15 protein-coding genes are annotated in these 20540 nt (G+C 63.3%); 2 read left to right on the top strand and 13 right to left on the bottom strand.

The window, feature by feature from the left end; translation table 11 throughout:
• Window positions 1–159 precede the first annotated feature (159 nt).
• The 8 genes from GGR23_RS06880 to rirA form a co-directional block, all read right to left on the bottom strand.
• Complete coding sequence (locus GGR23_RS06880; protein WP_183365427.1) at window positions 160–1113, bottom strand: peptide ABC transporter ATP-binding protein; 954 nt, start codon at window positions 1111–1113, stop codon at window positions 160–162.
• 2 nt (window positions 1114–1115) lie between these two features.
• The gene (locus tag GGR23_RS06875; RefSeq protein WP_183365426.1) at window positions 1116–2120 is read right to left on the bottom strand and encodes an ABC transporter ATP-binding protein; all 1005 of its coding nucleotides are present in this window, start codon (window positions 2118–2120) and stop codon (window positions 1116–1118) included.
• Window positions 2120–3019 (bottom strand): ABC transporter permease subunit, encoded by a 900-nt coding sequence (locus GGR23_RS06870; protein WP_183365425.1) that lies wholly within the window; start codon window positions 3017–3019, stop codon window positions 2120–2122. The genes GGR23_RS06875 and GGR23_RS06870 overlap by 1 nt, the downstream gene beginning before the upstream one ends.
• A gap of 10 nt (window positions 3020–3029) precedes the next feature.
• Window positions 3030–4034: an ABC transporter permease subunit gene (locus GGR23_RS06865; RefSeq protein ID WP_183365424.1), complete on the bottom strand. Its 1005-nt coding sequence runs from the start codon at window positions 4032–4034 to the stop codon at window positions 3030–3032.
• Window positions 4035–4121: 87 nt separating this feature from the next.
• Window positions 4122–5717: an ABC transporter substrate-binding protein gene (locus GGR23_RS06860; RefSeq protein WP_183365423.1), complete on the bottom strand. Its 1596-nt coding sequence runs from the start codon at window positions 5715–5717 to the stop codon at window positions 4122–4124.
• A gap of 403 nt (window positions 5718–6120) precedes the next feature.
• Window positions 6121–6750: a hypothetical protein gene (locus GGR23_RS06855; RefSeq protein ID WP_183365422.1), complete on the bottom strand. Its 630-nt coding sequence runs from the start codon at window positions 6748–6750 to the stop codon at window positions 6121–6123.
• Window positions 6751–6809: 59 nt separating this feature from the next.
• A complete protein-coding gene (locus GGR23_RS06850; protein WP_183365421.1) occupies window positions 6810–7715 on the bottom strand; it encodes a hypothetical protein in 906 nt (301 codons plus the stop codon).
• A gap of 91 nt (window positions 7716–7806) precedes the next feature.
• The gene (gene rirA, locus GGR23_RS06845; protein ID WP_183365420.1) at window positions 7807–8268 is read right to left on the bottom strand and encodes an iron-responsive transcriptional regulator RirA; all 462 of its coding nucleotides are present in this window, start codon (window positions 8266–8268) and stop codon (window positions 7807–7809) included.
• A 176-nt stretch (window positions 8269–8444) separates the two neighbouring features.
• On the opposite strand from rirA, the gene GGR23_RS06840 reads away from it, so the two are divergent.
• A complete protein-coding gene (locus GGR23_RS06840; RefSeq protein WP_183365419.1) occupies window positions 8445–9485 on the top strand; it encodes a Fe(3+) ABC transporter substrate-binding protein in 1041 nt (346 codons plus the stop codon).
• 383 nt (window positions 9486–9868) lie between these two features.
• Here the strand turns inward: GGR23_RS06840 and GGR23_RS06835 are convergent, their stop codons facing one another.
• A complete protein-coding gene (locus GGR23_RS06835) occupies window positions 9869–11365 on the bottom strand; it encodes a CoA-acylating methylmalonate-semialdehyde dehydrogenase (RefSeq protein WP_183365418.1) in 1497 nt (498 codons plus the stop codon).
• Window positions 11366–11544: 179 nt separating this feature from the next.
• Here GGR23_RS06835 and GGR23_RS06830 point away from each other — a divergent pair, with 179 nt between their 5' ends.
• Entirely contained in the window at window positions 11545–12426 is an 882-nt protein-coding gene (locus tag GGR23_RS06830; RefSeq protein ID WP_183365417.1) for a LysR family transcriptional regulator, read from the top strand.
• Window positions 12427–12436: 10 nt separating this feature from the next.
• Here GGR23_RS06830 and bcsN read toward each other — a convergent pair whose 3' ends face one another.
• From bcsN to bcsA, 4 genes are read right to left on the bottom strand one after another with little or no spacing between them, the layout of a single operon-like run.
• On the bottom strand, window positions 12437–13444 hold the full coding sequence (bcsN, locus tag GGR23_RS06825) for a cellulose biosynthesis protein BcsN (protein ID WP_183365416.1): 1008 nt from the start codon (window positions 13442–13444) through the stop codon (window positions 12437–12439).
• Window positions 13441–15867, bottom strand: a complete 2427-nt coding sequence (locus GGR23_RS06820; RefSeq protein ID WP_183365415.1) for a tetratricopeptide repeat protein — start codon at window positions 15865–15867, stop codon at window positions 13441–13443. Before GGR23_RS06820 ends, bcsN begins: the two co-directional genes overlap by 4 nt.
• A complete protein-coding gene (locus tag GGR23_RS06815; RefSeq protein WP_183365414.1) occupies window positions 15864–18194 on the bottom strand; it encodes a cellulose biosynthesis cyclic di-GMP-binding regulatory protein BcsB in 2331 nt (776 codons plus the stop codon). The genes GGR23_RS06820 and GGR23_RS06815 overlap by 4 nt, the downstream gene beginning before the upstream one ends.
• Window positions 18187–20442 carry a UDP-forming cellulose synthase catalytic subunit gene (gene bcsA / locus GGR23_RS06810; RefSeq protein WP_183365413.1) on the bottom strand — a complete coding sequence of 752 codons (2256 nt, stop codon included), beginning with the start codon at window positions 20440–20442 and terminating at the stop codon, window positions 18187–18189. Before bcsA ends, GGR23_RS06815 begins: the two co-directional genes overlap by 8 nt.
• Window positions 20443–20540 lie beyond the last annotated feature (98 nt).

Genomic DNA, 20540 nt, shown 5'->3' with positions numbered 1-20540 from the left:
TGCGGGCTCCCCTTCCCGCATCTTCCGTAAACGGAAGAATATGGGAGAAACGCGGAATTGTGAAATTCTATTTTGGGGTGTCGGCACCAAGCCGCGAGCGGCAAAGCAAAAGGGCCACGCCTTTCGGCGTGGCCCTTTCGACGCCTGTGACCGCAAAGGTCAGTCCAGCGGGTGATGACAGGCGAACTTGTGGGTTTCGCCACCCGCAAGCGGCGGCATTTCCTGGCGGCAGATGTCGGTTGCCTTCCAGCATCGCGGATTGAAGGGGCACCCCGGCGGGGGCTTCAGCGGAGACGGCAATTCGCCCTGCAGCCGGATGCGGTTTTTCGCCCGCGAGGGATCTGCAATGGGCGTCGCGGAAAGAAGCGCGGCCGTATAGGGATGCTTCGGATTGGAGAAGACCTCTTCTGCGGTTCCCGTTTCGACCGGCTTGCCGAGATACATCACCATCACCTCGTCGGCGATGTGGCGCACGACGGAAAGGCCGTGGCTGATGAAGAGGTAGGCAAGCCCCATTTCCTTCTGCAGGTCCATGAGCAGGTTGAGCACCTGCGCCTGGATCGACAGGTCGAGGGCCGAAACCGGCTCGTCGAGAACAAGCACCTTCGGCCGCAGCATCAGCGCGCGGGCAATGGCGATGCGCTGGCGCTGGCCGCCGGAGAACATGTGCGGATAGCGGTCGTAATGCTCGGGCCGCAGGCCCACCTTCGCCATCATCTCCTCCGCCTTGCGGCGACGGGTGGCGGCATCGTCGGAGGTGTTGATCTTCAGCGGCTCTTCGAGGATGGAGCCGACCTTCTGGCGCGGGTTCAGCGAGCCGTAGGGGTTCTGGAAAACGATCTGCACCTGGCTGCGCAGCGACATGTCGTCGACGCTCGCCGGCTTGCCGTCGATCAGCAGCGTGCCGGCGGACGGGTCCTCGATCATCGTTACCAGACGGGCAAGCGTGGACTTGCCGCAGCCGGATTCACCGACGATGGCCAGCGTCTTGCCGGAATAGAGCTCGAAGGACACGCCGTTCAGCGCCCTGACGGTCGCATCGGGCTTGAAGAGGCCGCGGCGCACCGAATAGTGGCGGGCCAGATCTTTGGCTTCAAGGACAGCCTGGCTCATCCTCATGCTCCTTCCTTGACGGCAAAGGCCGGGTGATCGAGGGGCACGCCCTTGACCAGCGGATAGTTGCAGAGCGCTTCGCCGAGCTCCCTGCCCTGGCGGCGGGCGCCCTGATGGCAATCGGGCTGGACGAAGGCGCAGCGCGGCGCAAACAGACAGCCCGTGGGGCGGTCATGCTGGCCGGGCACGACGCCGGCAATCGACGGCAGCTTCTCGCCCGCCACCGCCCGCTCGGGCAGTGCCGCAAGCAGGGCCGCCGTATAGGGGTGATGAGGGTCGGCAAAGAGCTGGCCGACCGGCTGCTCCTCCACCTTCTGCCCGGCATACTGCACCTGGACGCGATGGGCGGTTTCCGCCACCACGCCCATGTCGTGGGTGATCAGCACCAGCGCCATGCCGTTTTCCTTCTGCAGGCGCACGAGCAGATCGAGGATCTGCGCCTGGATGGTCACGTCAAGGGCGGTGGTCGGTTCGTCGGCAATGAGGAGCTTCGGATTGCAGGCCAGTGCCATGGCGATCATCACGCGCTGGCTCATGCCGCCCGACATCTGGTGCGGGAAGTTCGAGAGCCGCTCTTCCGGTGCCGGGATGCCCACGAGCTTCAGGAGCTCGATGGAGCGCTCGCGGCGCTGCGCGCGGTTCATGCCCATGTGGATGCGCAGCGTCTCGCCAAGCTGGAAGCCGACCGTGAAGCACGGATTGAGGCTGGACATGGGCTCCTGGAAGATCATCGCCATGTCCTTGCCGATGATGTTTCGGCGCTGGCGCGGCGAAAGGCCGATCAGGTCCTTGCCGTCGAAGGCGAGCCTGTCCGCGGTGATCTTCGCCGTCCATGGCAGGAGTCCCATGAGCGCCAGCATCGACACGGATTTGCCGGAGCCGGACTCGCCCACGATGGAAAGGATCTCCCCGCGGTCGCAGGTAAGCGAGACATTGTCCACCGCGCGGAACAGGCCCGAGGCCGTCTGGAACTCGACGGTGAGATTCTGGATTTCGAGAAGTGCCATCACGACCTCTTCAGCTTGGGGTCGAGGGCATCGCGCAGCCCATCGCCCATCAGATTGATGGCCAGAACGGTGATCAGGATCGCCAGGCCCGGGAAGGTCACGACCCAGGGCGCGCGCTGGATGAATTCGCGGGCCTCGGCCAGCATCGTGCCCCATTCGGGCGTCGGCGGCTGGGCGCCCATGCCGAGGAAGCCGAGCGCGGCGGCATCGAGAATCGCCGCAGAGAAGGCGAGTGTCGCCTGCACGATCAGCGGCCCCAGACAGTTCGGCAGGATGGTGAGGAACATGATGCGCATGGTGCCGGCGCCGGCCACCTTGGAGGCGACCACATATTCCTTTTCCCGCTCCGCCAGAACCGAGGCGCGGGTGAGACGCACGAAATGCGGCTGGTTGACGAGCGAAATCGCAATCATCGCATTCAGCAGGCCGGGTCCGAGCACGGCAACGAGCACAAGGGCCAGAAGCAGCGACGGGAAGGCCAGGATGATGTCCATGATGCGCATGATGACGATATCGGTGCGGCCACCGAAGTAACCGGCCACCAGGCCGACCAGCACACCCGATATCACCGACAGCGTCACGACCACGAGACCGATGAAGAGCGAGAATCGCGCGCCGTAGATGAGGCGGGAAAGAATGTCGCGCCCGACGGCATCGGTGCCGAGAAGGTAGCTCGAATTGCCGCCCTCCATCCAGGAGGGAACAAGAAGCAGCGCCTCGCGGTTCTGCTCGCTCGGACTGTGCGGGGCAAAGAGCGGCGCGAGGATCGCCACCACGAGAATGACGATGAAGATCGCGAGGCCGATCACGGCCCCCTTGTTGCGGGAGAAGTAATGCCAGAATTCCGCCAGGGCGGAGGGATGGCCGGTTTTCTTGGGAGAAGCGGTAACGGTGCTCATGGCCATGACCTCAGTGCCGGATACGCGGATTGATGAAGCCATAGGTGATATCCACGGCGAGGTTCACCAGCATGATGACGCCGGCGATGAGAAGCAGGCCGCCCTGCACCACCGCATAATCACGCTTGAAGACCGCATCCACCATCCATTTGCCGATGCCCGGCCAGGAAAAGATGGTTTCGGTGAGGATGGCACCCGCGAGCAGTACGCCCACCTGAAGGCCGATGGTGGTGATGACGGGAATCAGCGCGTTGCGCAGGGCATGGACGCCCACCACCCGCAACGGAGACAGCCCCTTCGACCGGGCGGTGCGGACATAGTCCTCGCCCAGAACTTCCAGCATGGCTGACCGGGTCTGGCGCGCAATCACCGCCAGCGGGATGGTCCCGAGCACGATGGTCGGCAGGATCAGATAGGAGAAGGCCGAGCGGAAGGCCCCCGGCTGTCCGGACAGCAGGCTGTCGATCAGCATGAAACCGGTTACCGGCGGAAAGAAATACATCAGCGAGATGCGTCCCGACACGGGTGTCCACTGAAGATAGCCCGAGAAGAAGATGATGAGGAGCAGCCCCCACCAGAAGATCGGCATGGAGTAGCCCACCAGCGCCACGCCCATGATCGACTGGTCGAACCAGGTGCCACGCTTGACGGCCGCGAAAACCCCTGCCGGAACCCCGAGCACCACGGCAAGGATGATCGCGCAGAGCGAAAGCTCGAGCGTGGCCGGGAAAAGCGACAGGAACTCGCCCAGAACGGGTCTCTTTGTGACGATCGACGTCCCCAGATCGCCCGAGAGGACGTCGGTCAGATAATTCAGGTACTGAACGGGCATGGGCCGGTCCAGGCCGAGATCGTGCATGATGGCGGCGTGGCGTTCTTCCGACATCACCCTTTCGCCCGACATGAGCATCACCGGGTCGCCCGGAAGCATGCGAATGAAGGAAAAGGCGATCAGCGAAACCCCGAGAAATGTCGGTATGAGGATCGCGAGGCGTCCAAGCAGGAAACGTAGCATTGTGGTTGTCCAAAATGGCTCCGGCGATCGGGTTTGAACCGATCGCCGGACGAACCCGGCTTCATTCCGGGTCAGGCTTTGAATGGCTTACTCGGCGATATCAACGCCGTCGAAGCGGTGGATGCCGAGCGGGTCGTTCTGGAAGCCGGTGACCTTCTTGGAAACCGGGATCGAGACGACCGAGTGGTTGATGGTCATCCACGGAGCCTCACGCTTGAAGATGACCTGGGCTTCCTGGTACAGCTTCGTGCGCTCGGCCTGGTCGGAGGTGACCTTGGCGTCCTTCACCAGCTTGTTGAACTCCTCGTTGCACCACTGGGCACGGTTGTTGCCGCCAACGGCATCGCAGCCGAGCAGCGTGTCGAGGAAGTTGTCCGGGTCGCCGTTGTCGCCCGTCCAGCCGAGGATCACGGCACCGTCACGGGCCTTGTCCTTCGACAGCTTCAGATACTCGGCCCACTCGTAGGAGACGATTTCTGCAGTCACGCCAACCTTGGCCAGGTCCGCCTGCATCAGCTCGGCTGCACGGCGTGCATTGAGCATGTAGGGACGGGAAACGGGCATCGCCCAGATCTTCATCTTCAGATCCTTGACGCCAGCGGCTTCCAGAGCCTTCTTGGCTGCTTCCGGATCATAGGTGTCGTCCTGGACGGCATCGTTGTACGACCACATGGTCGGCGGGATCGGGTTCTTCGCAACCTGGCCCGCACCCTGGAAGACCGCGTCGACGATGGCCTGCTTGTTCACGGCCTGGTTCAGGGCGCGACGCACTTCAGCCTTGTCGAAGGGAGCCTGGGTGGTGTTGTAGGCGAGGTAGGACACGTTGAGGCCCGGGCCTTCCAGAACCGTAAGGTTCTCGTCCTTCTTCAGGTCCGGAACATCGGCCGCGTTCGGATAGGGGGCGACATGGCATTCGCCGGCCTTCAGCTTCTGGACGCGAACGGCTGCATCGGTGGTGATGGCGAAGACGAGATCGTCGATCTTCTGCTTGCCGCCGAAATAGTCCGGATGCGCCTTGTAGCGGATGACCGCGTCGGGCTGATAGGCCACGAAGGTGAACGGACCGGTGCCGAGCGGCATCTGGTTCAGCTGGGCCATCTTGCCGTCGGCAGCGAGCTTGTCGGCATATTCCTTGGACATGATGGAGGCGAAGTCCATGCCGAGGTTGGCGATGAACGGAGCTTCCGGACGGTTCAGCACGAACTTGACGGTCAGATCGTCAACCTTCTCCACCGACTTGATCAGCTCGGGGAAGCCCATGCCAGCAGCATATTCCCAGGCTGCGCCCTCGACATACTTGTTCCACGGATTGTCGGCCTTCAGCTGGCGCTCGAAGGAGAAGATCACGTCGTCGGCATTGAGGTCGCGGGTCGGGGTGAAGAAATCGGTCGTCTGGAACTTCACGCCCTTGCGGAGCTTGAACGTGTATTCCTTGCCGTCTTCGGAAACGGTCCAGCTTTCGGCGAGACCGGGTTCGATTTCGGTGCCGCCATGCTTGAATTCAACGAGGCGGCTGTAAACGGTGCGCGAGGCGGCATCGAAGGTCTGGCCGCCGGTGTAGAGGCCGGGATCGAAGCCTTCCGGAGACGCTTCGGAGCAGTAGACCAGGGTTTTGGCCGAGGCTGCGGTGGCCATCACCGAAACCAGTGCGGTCGCGGCGAGCAGAATGGAAAACTTCTTCATGATGTCGGTTCCCAGTTTTTTCTTATTGCGCTTGTTTTTTGACCTCAGAGCGACGCCGTGAGGGTCAGGCGGGGATGGAACGACATTTGATCGACGAAAGCAACACGGCGACTAAAAAAATTATACTGGACACAAAATTTAGCAATTTACCCGTCAAAAATGCTCGCTTGACGAAATAATCGCCATCCAGAAGGGGTATTTTCTGTGGAGAACGCTGCATTTCAACGAAACGGAATATGCGGCCACGGAGGTTTTGCAGGTCCTTTTTTAATTGTCCGGCTGTCTGAAAAGCGACAGGGCGACCTGGCGAAACGCGCTGGTGCCGGCTGGGGGGCGCAATCCGCAGTCCTGCGCCCGGCAAGGGGGCCGGTCAGGCCTGCGGAAGCGGGGGTCTTCGCCGGATTTAGCTTCCAAGTCCCGGAGTGACGATGTCACGCGTCGGATCGATCAGGGGCAGGATGTCGACGAGGGCAGGACTGTCATCCGCATAGAAAGTGTGGAACAGAAGCCGGATCCACTTGCGGGACTCCACGGATGGTTCCTTCCCGCGCACATCGACGATCTGGCTCCGGATATAGGCTTCCAGCAGTTCATCCGTCTGCTGAATGCCCCACTGCCCCAGAAACGTGCCGTCCGTGTTCCCGTTGCGCTTCGATTTCGGCTGGCTCAGGGGCACCATCAGTTCGGCGACGAGCTTGTCGTCATCCTCCAGCAGCCCGTTGATCCGTTCCAGCGTTGCATTGCGCTGCGCTTCATCCCTGGTGAAGACGTAATCGCCCGCAAGATCCAGCAGCAGGGAGACGGTCGTGGTGTCATTGGCGATAACCGGCCCGACCCGGTCATAGAACAGCCCGAGCGCACGGGAGAGCATGTTGATGCGGTCCGCCGCCAACTGCCTGGAATAGGTGCCATCCGCCTTGGTTCCCAGACTCGTGACGCTTGGCCCCATGCAGCCCGTCAGCGCCACCGCGCAGAGGAGCGGGGCGAGTTTGCGGGCGAGGGACGAAAACCGTCTCTTCAGGGGGCTGTTCACGTTGCTACTCCTTTGATCCCAGGCTGGAAGGGCGGTGCGAAAGCGCCGTCCGGCGCTCCTCAGAACCTGTAGGTAAATCCGGATGCGATCCGCACATTGCGGTTTGTGTCATTGCCAAGCCAGGTGCTGGCATTGGCCTGCCATTGCAGGGTGCTCGTGACGTTGTAGAGGACCCCGCCCTTCAGGGTGATCCAGTCCCGGTCCCGCTCAAGGGATCCGGCCGCGGCGTTTTCGGACAGGATCCGCGAATAGGAAGCGCCGCCCTTGATCATGAAATCCGCGGTCACGGGATGGGCCAGCGTCACATCGATGACGCCGAGCGTGCTGGACCAGTCCGTGGAGGGAGGAATGTTCCCGGGATTGTAGGTCTGGCTGCCGCTCGAGCGGACAATGGCGACCGTTCCGCTGAGCATGCCGGCCGATGTCGGCAGCATGACATTGGCGAAGCCGCCAAAACGCCGGCTGTTTCCGCTGGACCCCAGTTCGTTCGCGGGATCAAGGGCAAAGACATAGGTGGCGTCTGCGCTGCCGTAGCCGCCCATCAGACCGACGCTGATGCCCGGCACGAACATGTAGCCCGCCATGACATCGAAGCCCCGGAAGCTGTTGCTGTTGTCCATGTCCAGCGGGAATTCCAGCGGCTGGGTCTCGATGTCCTCGCGCCCGATCTGCCCGCTGATCGCGGCGTACGCATCGCTGCCGATGCGGAAGTTCATCTCGAGCGACAGGTCCCGGGCGCGCCGGTCCAGCGGCTTTGAATCGTCGGTGCGCCAGGTGTGATTGTAGCTCGTCATCACGCTGATCTTGAAATCGTGAAACGGGCCCATCTCGAAACCCGCGGTTCCGACAGGTACCAGCGGCTTTATTCGTGAGAAATCATATGCGGTGCCGGCCTGCGCGGCGCCGGCAAAAGCCATCGTCGCCGTCGCGGCGATGGCGGCCCGTAACCTGTAGCTCGAAATCATGCGAGTCACCCTGTTGTCTCGCCGCAGATTATGGACAGCAACAAGGGATAATAAATAACTGTTATGGACTAGTCCAAATTGCCGTCCGGCATCAGGCGGCCGGCTGCCCGACGTCGAGGCCGGGAATGCCCAGGAGGAAATTGATCTGCGGGCGCGCCTTGACGATGTCATCGATGGTGTATTGCGCGAGCACGTCGAAGAAGGCCTTCAGCGCCTTGCTGAGAACGGAGTTCAGTCCGCAGCTGTCCACCAGCGGACAGTCCACGGCTCCGTTCTCGAAGCATTCCGCCATGGCGAAGCTGTCTTCGGTTACCCTCACCACATCGAAAAGCGTGATCTCGTTGGCGGGCCGCCCGAGTTTCACACCGCCGTTGCGCCCGCGGACCGTATCCACGATTCCTGCCTTGTTGAGCGGCTGGAGGATCTTGAAAAGAAACAGCTCGGACACGCCATAGGCCTTCGCGATTTCCGGAATGCGGCTGAGGTGCCCTTCGTTCGCGGCGCAATACATCAACATGCGGATGGCATAGTTGGTCTGTTTGGTCAGCCGCATGGGGCGCTCCTTCGTCGTTTCTGCGAGAGCCCCTTATATAGGAACGCAGCAGTTTGGAACAATTCCAAAATACATGATTAAACCAATCATATTTTCATCACAAGCGGTCCGGACCGGTTGACAGGGCCCTTTTAAATATGATTTTGCCAATCAAGATTTTTGCAGAGGAGAATGCCATGCCCTGGAATCGTCCCGTTGTCGCAGCCCTGACGCTGGCGGCCGCCACGTCTCACGCACTGCCCGCGCTCGCGGATGGCGAGGTGAACATCTACTCCTACCGTCAGCCGGAGCTGATCCAGCCGCTACTCGATGCCTTCACCAAGGAAACAGGGATCGAGACGAACGTGCTGTTCCTGGACAAGGGTCTCGTGGAGCGCATCCAGGCGGAAGGCGCCAACTCTCCTGCCGACGTCATTCTGACCGTCGACATCAGCCGTCTGACGGAGGCCGTCGAGGCGGGTGTCACCCAGCCAGTGGACGATGCCAAGATCAACGACCACATCCCGGCCCAGTATCGCGACCCCAAGGGCAACTGGTTCGGCCTGACCACCCGCGGCCGCGTCGTCTATGCCTCCAGGGATCGTGTTCCGGAAAACGAGATCACCTACGAAGAGCTTTCCGACCCGAAGTGGAAGGGGCGCATCTGCACCCGCGATGGCCAGCATTCCTACAATATCGGCCTTTTTGCCTCGATGATTGCCCATCACGGGGCCGAGTATACTGAAAAGTGGCTGACCGGCGTCAAGAACAACCTTACCCGCAAGCCCGACGGCAGCGACCGCAGCCAGGCCAAGGCGATCTTCTCCGGGGAATGCGACATCGCGCTCGGCAACAGTTATTATGTCGGCCTGATGATGACCAACGAGAAGGAGCCGGAACAGAAGGAATGGGCCGGCGCCATCAAGGTGCTGTTCCCGAACGCCAAGGATCGCGGCACGCACGTGAACATCTCCGGCGTGTCTCTCGCCAAGAACGCTCCGAACAAGGAGAACGGCATCCGGCTGATGGAATTCCTCGCGTCGCCGGAAGCACAGAAGATCTATGCGGAACAGGTCTTCGAATATCCGGTCGCCCCGGGGGCCGAGCCCTCCGAGATCGTCAAGTCCTTCGGCCCGATCAAGCCGGACCCGCTGCCGCTCGCCGAGATTTCGGCCCATCGCAAGGAAGCGTCCGAGCTGGTCGACAAGGTCGGCTTCAACGACGGCCCGAGCGAATAATCGAGCCTTGAGTGCATAAGCGAATTCTGGTATAGGGTGGAGTGAAGGGCGAGGTTGCCGCCTCGCCCTTCCTTTTATTCAGCGACTAAGAAAACGATCCGGACGGTGAGTGACCACTCCGTCCGGGTTTTCTTTAGCGTAAGCGTAATGCTTATTGGCAACTGCCACATCGCAAAACCTCCACGTTCGAGAGCAAGGCGCATGCCGGCGTCAGGGGAGCCCGTCGTCCCTGATGCGCCTTCGTGGTCCAGAAGGCGCGTCTGCTTTGTGCAACCGAACGCAACCAGCCTATTGTTTTAGATTTTTGTCAGCAAGATTTTTCTTATGCAAAAAGAAAGGCCCCCGTCTCCGGAGGCCTTTCGAACCGTGCTCTAGCGCAAGGCTTACTTCATCGTCGGAATGACGAATTCGGCACCGTCCTTGATGCCGGACGGCCAGCGGGCGGTGATCGTCTTGGTCTTGGTCCAGAACTTGATCGAGTCCGTACCGTGCTGGTTGAGGTCGCCGAAGGAAGAGGCCTTCCAGCCGCCGAAGGAGTGATAGGCCAGCGGAACCGGGATCGGTACGTTGATGCCGATCATGCCGATGTTGACACGCGAGGCGAAATCGCGGGCGGCATCGCCGTCACGGGTAAAGATCGCGACACCATTGCCGTATTCGTGCTTGATGGGCAGCTGGATGGCTTCCTCATAGGTGTTGGCGCGGACGACGGAGAGAACCGGCCCGAAGATTTCGGTCTTGTAGATGTCCATCTCGGGCGTGACGTTGTCGAACAGGCAGCCGCCGACGAAATAGCCGTTCTCATAGCCCTGGAGCTTGAAGTCGCGGCCGTCGACGACCAGCTTTGCACCTTCTTCGACGCCGCGGTTGATCAGACCCATGACGCGGGCCTGGGCTTCCTTGGTAACGAGCGGGCCCATCTCTGCCTTTTCGTCAGTATACGGACCGATGCGGAGCTCCTCGACCTTGGGGGCGAGCTTTTCGATCAGGCGGTCGGCGGTTTCCTGGCCCACCGGCACGGCGACCGAAATCGCCATGCAGCGTTCGCCGGCGGAGCCGTAGCCGGCACCGACGAGTGCGTTCACGGCCTGGTCGAGGTCGGCGTCGGGCATGATGATCATGTGGTTCTTCGCGCCGCCGAAGCACTGGGCGCGCTTGCCGTTCATGGCAGCGGTGCCATAGACGTAGCGGGCGATCGGCGTGGAACCGACGAAGGAGACGGCACCGATATCGGGATCGGTGAGGATGGCATCCACGGCGGCCTTGTCACCGTTGACCACGTTCAGAACACCGGCAGGAAGGCCGGCTTCGATCATCAGTTCGGCAAGGCGGATCGGCAGGGACGGATCGCGCTCGGACGGCTTCAGGATGAAGGCGTTGCCGCAGGCAATGGCGGGCGCGAACATCCACATCGGGATCATGCCCGGGAAGTTGAACGGCGTGATGCCGGCGCCGATGCCGACGGGCTGGCGCATGGAATACATGTCGATGGCAGGGCCGGCGCCTTCGGTGAATTCACCCTTCTGGAGGTGCGGGATGCCGCAGACGAACTCGCAGACTTCGAGGCCGCGGATCACGTCGCCCTTGGCGTCTTCGATGGTCTTGCCGTGCTCGCGGGAGAGCATCTCGGCGAGCTCGTTCATGTTCTTGTTCAGCAGTTCGACGAACTTGAAGAACACGCGGGCGCGGCGCTGCGGGTTGGTCGCTGCCCAGCCGGCCTGAACGGACTTCGCGTTCTCCACGGCTGCGCGCAGTTCCTCGACGCTGGCAAGAGCAACGGTGCCCTGCACTTCGCCGGTCGCGGGGTTGAAGATGTTGGCGGTGCGGCCGCTGTTGCCGGCGACATGCTTGCCGCCGATGAAATGACCCACGTGATACATGGCTGTCTCCCTGTCTTGTGTTCGCTGATGCCGCCATCGCCTGTAGCCAGGGCGGCGGATGAAATCCGTTCGGGTGGCCCATGTCCTCCCGACCCTCGACCGGAAGGATCGCACTTGAATTTGCACAAATCAATCGCCTGAAGTAAGCATCCGTTGTGCAGATTTCGAAAGAGCCTCTCATGAACTGGGATGATGTACGGATGTTCCTGGCGGTCGCGCGAACCGGCCAGTTTCTCGCGGCAGCCCGACGGCTCGGCGTGAACCATGCGACGCTTTCCCGCCGGGTCACCGCGCTCGAGGAGGATCTCGAGACGCGGCTCCTCATCCGCCGCACGAATGGCTGCGAGCTGACGGCGGAAGGCGAGATCTTCCTGCGCGCCGCCGAGCGGATGGAAACGGAGATGCTGGCGGCACAGGCCAAGGTGGGCCGTGTAGACAGCGCCCTTGCGGGCACCGTGCGGATCGGGGCGCCGGACGGTTTCGGCGTCTATTTCCTGGCACCGCGCCTCGGCCAGCTCACCGCACGCTATCCGGAGCTGAAGATCCAGCTGGTGCCCGTGCCCCGCTCTTTCTCGCTCTCGCAGCGGGAAGCCGATATCGCCATCACCATCGAAAGGCCGGAGCAGGGCCGTCTCGTTTCCGCCCGGCTGACGGACTACACGCTCGGTCTCTATGCCGCGCGCGACTACCTTCGCGACCATCCCCTCCCCGAAAACGTGGACTCGCTGAAGGAGCACAGGCGCATCGGCTACGTTGAAGACCTCATCTACTCTCCCTCGCTCAACTACACGGGAGAGATCATGCGCAACTGGGATGCGGGCTTCGAGATATCTTCGGCCATCGGGCAGACCGAGGCGGTGCGGTCCGGTGCCGGGATCGGCATCCTGCACAATTACATTGCCCGCCAGTATCCGGAACTCGTCCGAATCCTGCCGGAGATCAGCATCAGCCGGGCCTACTGGACGATCTATCACGAGAGCGCCCGCGATCTCGTCCGGGTGCGGACGGTCGCGGATTTCGTGCACGAACTGGTGCGGAGCGAACGGCAGATCTTTCTCTGAGCCGCCGCCGCTATCGGCTTCCGAGCGTGCTCTGCGGCAGCGGAATGGCAACGGCTGCCGGCGTCCGGCTGCCGGATGCCGTCGTGGTGGCATCGACGGCGGGAAGCCCGACCGGCGCGGCGGCGGGAGCCCCCGTTGCCGGCAGAGGAATACGGGCCGCATGGCGTATCGTCGTCGGGCCTGCGCCCTGCACATAGAGACTGCCCGCGGGCGGCTGGCGCCTCGTGATGGGCAAAACCACGTCTCCGAGGTCCGCCGGACGATAGGCCTCCACAGGTGCTGCCGATCGGCGACGGACGGGTGCGGCCCTTTCCGGCGTCTCGGCGGGTGCAGCAAGCGGCGGGACAGACGCGACCTCCCCGCTTCCGCTGGCAAATTCGAGCATGGAGAGCGTATCGGCCGAAACGGTCTTGACCCTCAGGCCATCCATCATCGTTCCTATGCGGCCCTCCGGAAGCGAAGGGTGGCAGAAGCGCACCCGAACCTGCAGGCGATAGGCATGCCGACCCGCGGCCATGGCAGAGAGCGGATTGCCGGTCTGCGGCCGGACATGCTGCCACCCGTAGAGGCAGCTGCCGGCGGTCCGGTAGGGACCCGTGGCATAGCCGAAGGGTCCTTGCTGGTTCTCCCCGTAGGCGGAGCGTATCTGCATCGGCACGCCGGGCAGCGCCGCACGCATCTCCGCAACGATCTGGCGTCGCGAAGGCGGGTTGAGGTAGGCGGCATCGAGATCGGGGCGCCCTACCTCCACGGTGATCGCATTCTCCCCGAAGCCATGATCCGGATTTCCGTAGACGATCTGCTGCTGCAGGTAATCCTTGCGCGCCGTCTGGCGCACGGTCCGGATGCCGCCTGCCGTGACCGGCAGGGCCGCGACGGCAAATTGCGGGGCGACTTCGCTTGCAATCGTCGGCGCATCCGGCCGCGTGGATGCCGTGAGAAAGGGATCGGGAACGGTTGCGTTGCATCCGGCGAGAAATACCGGGATGACGCCGAGAATGATGATGGTCCTGTTCATCTTGTCACCTCGTCCATGGCGGCCAGACCCCTCATGATCTCGGGATCGGCGAGCCGCTGGTTGAGTTTCGTGAAAATGGCCTTGGCTTCCTGCCGGTTGCCCAGCTTGTAATGGGCCCATGCGCGCAAGGTGGAGAGGTCCGTGGGCTCCGGAACGATGCCGATCCGCGCGTTCAGCGCGTCGAGCGTGCCCTGGAAGTCCTTGTGATCGAAGGCGGAGCGGGCCCTCTGCCAGTAGATTTCCGCCCGCACTTCCCGGTCCTTCGATGCCTCCAGCGGATAGGCGGTGATCACGGCCTCGGCCTCATCCGTCAGCTTTGCCCGCAACGCGGCAAGCGCCGAGCCATAGGCCGCATCGTGACGCACCTGTCCCTGTCCCTGCAGGGCCAGCCCGAAGGATTGCCGGGCATCGGCAATGCGGTTGAGGCCGAGATAGCACCAGCCGCGGATCAGCTCCGCATCCGGCGGGACGCGCCCCATGGCGTTGATGCCGGCAAGGCACTCCGAATAGCGCTTCGCCTTGAAGGCAGCGAAATAGCCGGAACGCGGCCCCTTTTCGATTCGCGCCGGACGGGCTGCCGGCATGGCGGCGGGTTCAGCCGCGGGCTCGACCGGCTGATAGACAGGCTGAACGGCAGGCGCACTGGCATAAACCACCATGGGCTCGGCCTGCGGCACGGGCTGGACGACCGGCATCGCGGCCGGCTGGACCACCGGCATCGGCTCGGGCTGATAGCTCGCGGGCAGCACGGCCAGCTGCTGGTCGATGGCGCCTGCGGCCTGCACGACCGGCGGCTGGCGATAGACTATGACCGGCTGGCCCGTCGTCGGATGGGTGACGACAACAGGCTGGAGCGCCTGCGCCTGCACCGGCCTGGGGCTGAGCAGTTCTGCCCACATGTCGGGATAAAGATCCCCGAAACGGGCGCGGAGGGCTGCAAATTGTTTTTTCTTGCCCTCGCGCAGGAAGGTCAGAGCGATGCCCTTCAGGCGGTTCGGCTCCTCCTCCCAGTTCCAAGACTGGACGAACCATGCTTCCGCGGCGGGATACTGCATGGAGTTGTAGGCGTACCAGGCGAGGATCTCCGCATGGTCCGCCGATTTCGTCTTCAGTATGGTGGTGGAATAGGCCTCGACGGTGCGGGGATCGATGGCTCCCAGCTCCGGCTTGGCAAAGCGCAGCGACAGCGCATTCATCAGGAATTCCGGATCATCGGTCAGTTCCTTCAGATGCGCGGCGGCGAGCGCATAGGCTTCCTCGTCCCGCTTCTGCTGGGCGAGACTGAGATAGAGGCCCTTGGCAAATTCGGGGGTCGGTTTTTTCTCCAGCGCCCGCTGGAAATAGGGCTCGGCCTCCTTCGGCTGCTTGAGCTTGAGGAAATACCAGCCGAGCAGCGACATATCGGCAAGTTCCCCCCTGGCGGCGACCAGGTCGCGCAGGCGCTGGATGTCCTTTTCCGCCAGCGGCTCCTGCCGCTCCGAGCGATTGTTGAAATCGGCCACGTCCCTGCGGATGAAATCGTCCTGCAGCGGCTTGAGAGCCGGAACGAGGGCCGGGTTCGGCCAGAGGGTGGCGATGGCGCTCCTCACCTCCTCGGGCTCGAAGTCTCGCGTCGCTTTCTGCAGCGTCGTCACGAGAACGGGATCCGGCAACCGGTCAGCCTTCTCGCGGAACAGCATCGCACGATAGACGTCGAGGAGTGCATCCGGCATCGACGCCTCGCGATAGGCATCGATCAGCATCCACAGGAGGTCTGCGTCCTTTTCCTTCCGCAGGCTGATGCCGGCCGCCGCGGAAATCACGCCGACCCAGTCCTTCGAGGCATGGGCGCGGGTGAGCGTGACCCTGAGCTTGCGCCGTTCGAGCTTCTGGCGGAAGTCCTCCGACGGCTCCCAGCCCGCGTTCTGCTCCTTCAGCCGTGCGACCGCCGCGTCTATGCCGGCGAAGTCGTCCTTTTCGTAAAGTTTCCACAGCGGCTGCTCGTCCACGCGCTGGCGCAGGCCTGCGGTGTAGAGATCGTCGGGCAGCTCGAAGCCCGGATACTTGAGGCGCAGCCGCTCGGTCTCTGCGGTGACCCGCTTATCCTGCTTCTCGCGCGCGTAATAATAGAGGGCGGACAGTTCGACCTCGTCCGGCCGGGCTGCGGGCTTTGCCTTCGCAGCCGTTTCACCATCCTCAGCCGGCTCCGGAGCGCTGCCGTTTTCCGACGCAGATGGCAAGGCCGGCGGAAGCGGCTGGGCGAGCGCGGCAGCACCCTGTTCACCGGACGGGGCAGAAGGCTCCGGCGGCAACAGGCGGCTCGCGCGGATGCTGCCGGTCAACAGCTCGACGGAATCTTCCGCCCGTGCCGTGGCGGGTGCCGGCAGGAGAAGGGCAGCCATGGCAAGGCCACCGAGAAGGCGGTTCCGATAGGTCTTGATCATTCTGACCGCACCCCTTTCCTCGGGATGACGTGACCGAGCCACAGCCCGAAGCCCACGAAAAGGGCGATCACGAGCCCGATATAGATCTGGAAATTGTCGGAGAACCACGAGGCGGCAAGCCGGCGGAAGTTGCCGAAGCTCTCATCGGTGATTTCCCGGATGAAGCGCTGGTCCGCCTGATGGGTAACGAGCGCGAGATCGCCGGCGCGAAGAATGGCGCGGGCACCCTCCAGCCGTTCCCAGGCCTGCGGATCGGACAGCGCGTCGAAGCCGCGCGCCAGATCGTCCGGCGATTTGGCGCGGATGGCGGTCAACACACCCTCGCCCCCGGCGAGCGGCGTCTGGCTGATGGAAACCAGTGTATCCTTCTCTTCCGGCATCGGCCCTTCGGGCGCATCCTGATAACGCAGCCAGCTGTTGAAGCGGTTGGAAAGCTGTCCGAGCCATTCCTGCAGGCGCGCGTTCATCGAGCGCTCGCCACCGGTCGAGGTCGACTGGCGGAACGCATCGAGAAGCGCTTCCGATCCTGCCGAGACGATCGCATCGCCATGGCCTGTCGCCGACGTAGTAACCCCATCGATGGCCGGCGCGGTGGCAGCTTCAGGAACCCCGGCGGCTTCGCCGGGTTCTACGGCCGCGGCATGGACCTTCGAGGCGGCATCCGTGGAGATGGCGAGCACGTCGCCTTTCGCTGCGGCATCGACCCCTCCGAAGGCCAGGATGGCCTCGACGGGTTTTCCGGCAGCCAGGGCCAGCCGGGTGACGGTGGTGGCGGCGACCGAAAGGGTTTCTTCCCCCGGGCGGTCGATCATCACCGAGAAGGGCTTGCCCCGGCCATAGGGATATCCCGTCCCGGCGAAGGCGCCGAGATCGGGCAGGCGGCCGATCCGGGCAAGCGAGGGAACCTCGAGCGCGGATTCCTTCAGCATCATGAAGCGGGGCTTGTCGTCCTCGCGCTCGCCCGGGCGGCAGGCCTCGTCCGAGGGCGCGGGGACTTCTGCAAGGAGTTCGACCCGGTTCGTGCCCGGGCGGAAGGCGCGCAGGGGCATCTCGATCGGCTTGTGGCGGAACACCTCGCCATCGGTGTTGCGGAACGGCAGGCTGGTGACGATCCGGTCGTTGACGCGCACCAGGAACTGCGCATTCGGCAGAAGGCCCGGTGCGGTGGCGCCGCTCAGGAAGAACTTCATCGTGTCGTATTCCGCAGGATAGAAATCCGCCGGCATGTCGATCGTGAACCGCGCGCGGGACAGGCGACCCGCAAAGGGCTGCGCCTCATAGCCGGCATCGGCCAGCGTGTGGCGGCTGCCGGGACCGCCCTTGATCCCGCCGGGACGGGGCGCAAGGATCCCCGTCTGCAGGGCTTCGTTCAACGGCCCCCGCAACGCGGCAAGCAATCCCGCCTGCAGCTCGCGGGGAGATGCCCCCCGCAGGACGACTGCCGCACGACCGGAGCCTTCCGCATCGGCCACGGTGAGGCCCGGCGCGGCACCGGAGAGTACCCGCCTCGCGGCCTCCGGCTGACCCTGCTGGCCGGCCTCGCCCACATAGAGATCGATACCGGGACCGGTGCCGGGCTGACCGGCCACGGACACCACGACATCGCGGCGGTTCATGGCGAGGGCCAGCGACTGGATGACCGGCATTGCCTGATTCACCAGCGCCACCCCGCCAGCCGGATCGGCGACAAGGCGGATCTCCGTCTGCTCCTTCCCGTTACGGCCGACGGCAAGCAGGTCTGCCGCACCGGCAAAGCGCACCGGCAGCGCGGTGCGGAAGCCGCTCTCCCCGGCGGAGAGCCGGGTCCAGAGTTCGTAGGTGGCCGGAAGCGAGCAATCCACCCGGTGATGCTGGACCACACGAAGCCGCACCTGGTTGCGCCCGGCCTTCACCTGATCCCCCTTGAGCGGGATGCGGATGGTGGTGAAGCCGTTCGGCGAGCGGACCGGGAACTGCCCGACGGACTGCCCGTTCAGCGCCACGTCGACCCTGGCCGTATCGGGAAGGACCGAGACCGCATTGGTATAGGACAGTTCGAGCACGCCGCCGGCGAGCCGAAGGCGCTCCGGCAGGGAAAAGGTCAGCAGCGTGCTGTCGTCCTCCCCGGTGAGCTTCATCGACGAGGGCGGCTCCTCGAAGGGGATGAGGCTGCCCTTCCGGTCCGCCGGAGCCGGCGCCACGGCAGGCGCGCCGCCGCTCGCGGCCTCCACGTCCGCCACGGGCGGGGCGAGGCGGTTTTCTCCGGCAAGGGCCACCGCAGGCGCGCAGGACACGGAGGCGAAAAGCAGAAGCGTGACAACCTTCATCGTGCGGGACCGATCAGCCATAGACCTGCCCTCCCCTTGCATTCTCGGTGAAATCCTCGACCTCTTCCGGCCGGTATTTCGGCTTCGGCTTGATGGTCATCGGCGCGTCCTCAAGCGATTCGACTGCGCCCTCGCGCACCTGTCCGGCGGCATAGACGAGGGAGCGAACGGTCTCGCGGACGGTCCAGAGGGCGAATTGTGCGGTGCCGGCAAAGAAGCCGATGCTGGTCTGGCGCCGGGTGAGCCTTTCCTGAAGGACGGCCTGATCGGAATACATCAGCTCGGCGATTGCCATGAAGGTCTCTGGCGTGCGTTCGCGATAGGCAAAGCCGTATACCGGTGCCTGCGAGCCCTGGCGCATGTTCCGGCGCTCGACCTCGACGGCGATGACATGGCCGTTGCGGCGAAGCTCCAGCGTGGCGGTAAAGGGACCATCGGCCGGGATCTCCGGATCATGATCAAGGAACTCCACCGTCAGCCCGCCGCTCGAGGCATCGTTCACCACCACGGAATGCAGCGTCTCGCCGATCCGCATCAGGGCGTGGCGCTTGACCGGCAGGCGCTGGTTGCGACGCAGCTCGCGACGCTCGGACACGACGCCCAGCGCGGCACCCGCAAGCCCGAGATTGAGCAGGTTCCATCCCGCGACGATCATCAGCAGGTCCGTGGCAAGCGGTTCGGTGAAGAAGCGCCAGGCCGAATAGAAGGCAGCGGCCAGAAGCACGAAGAAGATCGCGAAATAGGGGCGCGCCAGCGGCGAAAGCATGCTCTTTTCCAGCGTCTGCCCCTTGGCGGTGACGTTGAAGGTCGGCTTGCGGGGGTTGCGCACGACGCTGACGATCGAGCCGAACAGCATCACCGACTGCACATATTCGTAGAGTTCCGACACCCAGGGCCAGCGGACGCGGCCATAGAGATAGCTCTGCATGGCGAAGGAGGACACGAGATAGGTCAGCGCATAGGAGCCGAACTCCATGATGTTCGCCTGATAGATCTCCAGCGAGAAGAAGATGTAGAGCAGCGGCGAGAACATGAAGGCCAGCCGCGACAGCGGAAAGAGCCAGAACAGGTTGATGCCGGCATAGCAGATGCGCTGTGCCACCGAGAGCCCCCGCGCCAGGAAGGGCCGGTTGAGGATCAGGATCTGCAGCATGCCCTGGCACCAGCGCGCGCGCTGGCCGATGAAGGAAACGAAGGTTTCCGGCTGGAGACCCGCAATCAGCGGCTTGTCGACATAATAGCTGTGCCAGCCCTTGGTGTGGAGCGCGAGCGCGGTTTCGCAATCCTCGGTGATCGACTGACCCGCAAAGCCCTTTGTCGTCTCCAGCGCCTTGCGCCTGAGAACGGCCGCCGACCCGCAGAAGAAGGAGGCGTTCCACTTGTCCAGCCCGCGCTGGATGACGGAATAGAACATCTCGTTTTCCGACGGCATGCGCGCGAAGGTATCGAGGTTCTTTTCCAGGGGATCGGGATTGAGGAAATAGTGCGGGGTCTGGACGAGGAAAAGCTTCTCGTCCTCCCGGAAGAAGGGCACGGTTTCGCGCAGGAATTCGCGCACGGGCGCGTGATCGGCATCGAAGACCACGACCAGCTCACCCCTGGAGATGCGCAGACCATCGTTCAGGTTGCCGGCCTTGGCATGGTCGTTCTTCTGGCGCGCGTGATAGACGACACCCATGGCCTCGCAAAGGGACTTCAGCAGCTCGTGGCGGCGCATGGCGGCAAGCGCGACGCGCGGATCCTTGTGGCTGCGCTTGGCTTCGGTGCCGCCGTCATCGAGCAGGTAGATGGTGAGCTTGTCGCGGGGATAGAGCATCGACTTCGCCGCCGCGAGCGTGCCGGCCAGAAGTTCCGGATCCTCGTTGTAGGTCGGAATGAAGACGTCGACCGTCGGCAGTTCGGCCGCATCCCTGATCGCCGGGGCCTTGCGGCTCAGCGGATCCGCCAGCATGAAATAGCTGACCCCCAGCATGACCAGGCAGTACATCTCGGCCAGATAGAGCAGCAGGCCGGGGACGAAGTTCCAGGGTTCCGATATGTCGGGAAGGGTTTCCGTCGTCCGCCAGTAGCCGTAGCGCAGCGCCAGCACGCCCGAGAGCACGAAGGTCATGAGACGGAAAGTCTTGTTGTCGGGCCGGCTCATGGCGATGAACAGCAGGCCAAGCACTGCGAAGCTCAGCACCAGCTGCGCCTGCAGGCTGATCGGCAGCCAGAGAACGAAAAGACCCAATGCGCCGGCAATGATTGCCGGCCATTTGAAGCACGTCATGTGCGAAACCCCACTGAAGCACTGGCCTGAACGTCATGTATGCCAGTCATGCAACGGGGTTAACGTTATTGGGTTATTACTGAATCATTTCCTAATTG

Source organism: Gellertiella hungarica, assembly GCF_014197145.1.
Taxonomy (GTDB): domain Bacteria; phylum Pseudomonadota; class Alphaproteobacteria; order Rhizobiales; family Rhizobiaceae; genus Gellertiella; species Gellertiella hungarica.
The sequence above is the reverse complement of the archived record's forward strand: the minus strand, read 5'-3'. Positions and strand labels throughout refer to the sequence as shown.

Coding starts and splice junctions, on each gene's coding strand:
- GGR23_RS06830 (WP_183365417.1), top strand. CDS start 11,545: ATGAACTGGGATGATGTACGGATGTTCCTGGCGGTCGCGCGAACCGGC.
- bcsA (WP_183365413.1), bottom strand. CDS start 20,442: ATGACGTGCTTCAAATGGCCGGCAATCATTGCCGGCGCATTGGGTCTT.
- GGR23_RS06835 (WP_183365418.1), bottom strand. CDS start 11,365: ATGTATCACGTGGGTCATTTCATCGGCGGCAAGCATGTCGCCGGCAAC.
- rirA (WP_183365420.1), bottom strand. CDS start 8,268: ATGCGGCTGACCAAACAGACCAACTATGCCATCCGCATGTTGATGTAT.
- bcsN (WP_183365416.1), bottom strand. CDS start 13,444: ATGAACAGGACCATCATCATTCTCGGCGTCATCCCGGTATTTCTCGCC.
- GGR23_RS06875 (WP_183365426.1), bottom strand. CDS start 2,120: ATGGCACTTCTCGAAATCCAGAATCTCACCGTCGAGTTCCAGACGGCC.
- GGR23_RS06820 (WP_183365415.1), bottom strand. CDS start 15,867: ATGATCAAGACCTATCGGAACCGCCTTCTCGGTGGCCTTGCCATGGCT.
- GGR23_RS06840 (WP_183365419.1), top strand. CDS start 8,445: ATGCCCTGGAATCGTCCCGTTGTCGCAGCCCTGACGCTGGCGGCCGCC.
- GGR23_RS06815 (WP_183365414.1), bottom strand. CDS start 18,194: ATGGCTGATCGGTCCCGCACGATGAAGGTTGTCACGCTTCTGCTTTTC.
- GGR23_RS06880 (WP_183365427.1), bottom strand. CDS start 1,113: ATGAGCCAGGCTGTCCTTGAAGCCAAAGATCTGGCCCGCCACTATTCG.
- GGR23_RS06870 (WP_183365425.1), bottom strand. CDS start 3,019: ATGAGCACCGTTACCGCTTCTCCCAAGAAAACCGGCCATCCCTCCGCC.
- GGR23_RS06850 (WP_183365421.1), bottom strand. CDS start 7,715: ATGATTTCGAGCTACAGGTTACGGGCCGCCATCGCCGCGACGGCGACG.
- GGR23_RS06865 (WP_183365424.1), bottom strand. CDS start 4,034: ATGCTACGTTTCCTGCTTGGACGCCTCGCGATCCTCATACCGACATTT.
- GGR23_RS06860 (WP_183365423.1), bottom strand. CDS start 5,717: ATGAAGAAGTTTTCCATTCTGCTCGCCGCGACCGCACTGGTTTCGGTG.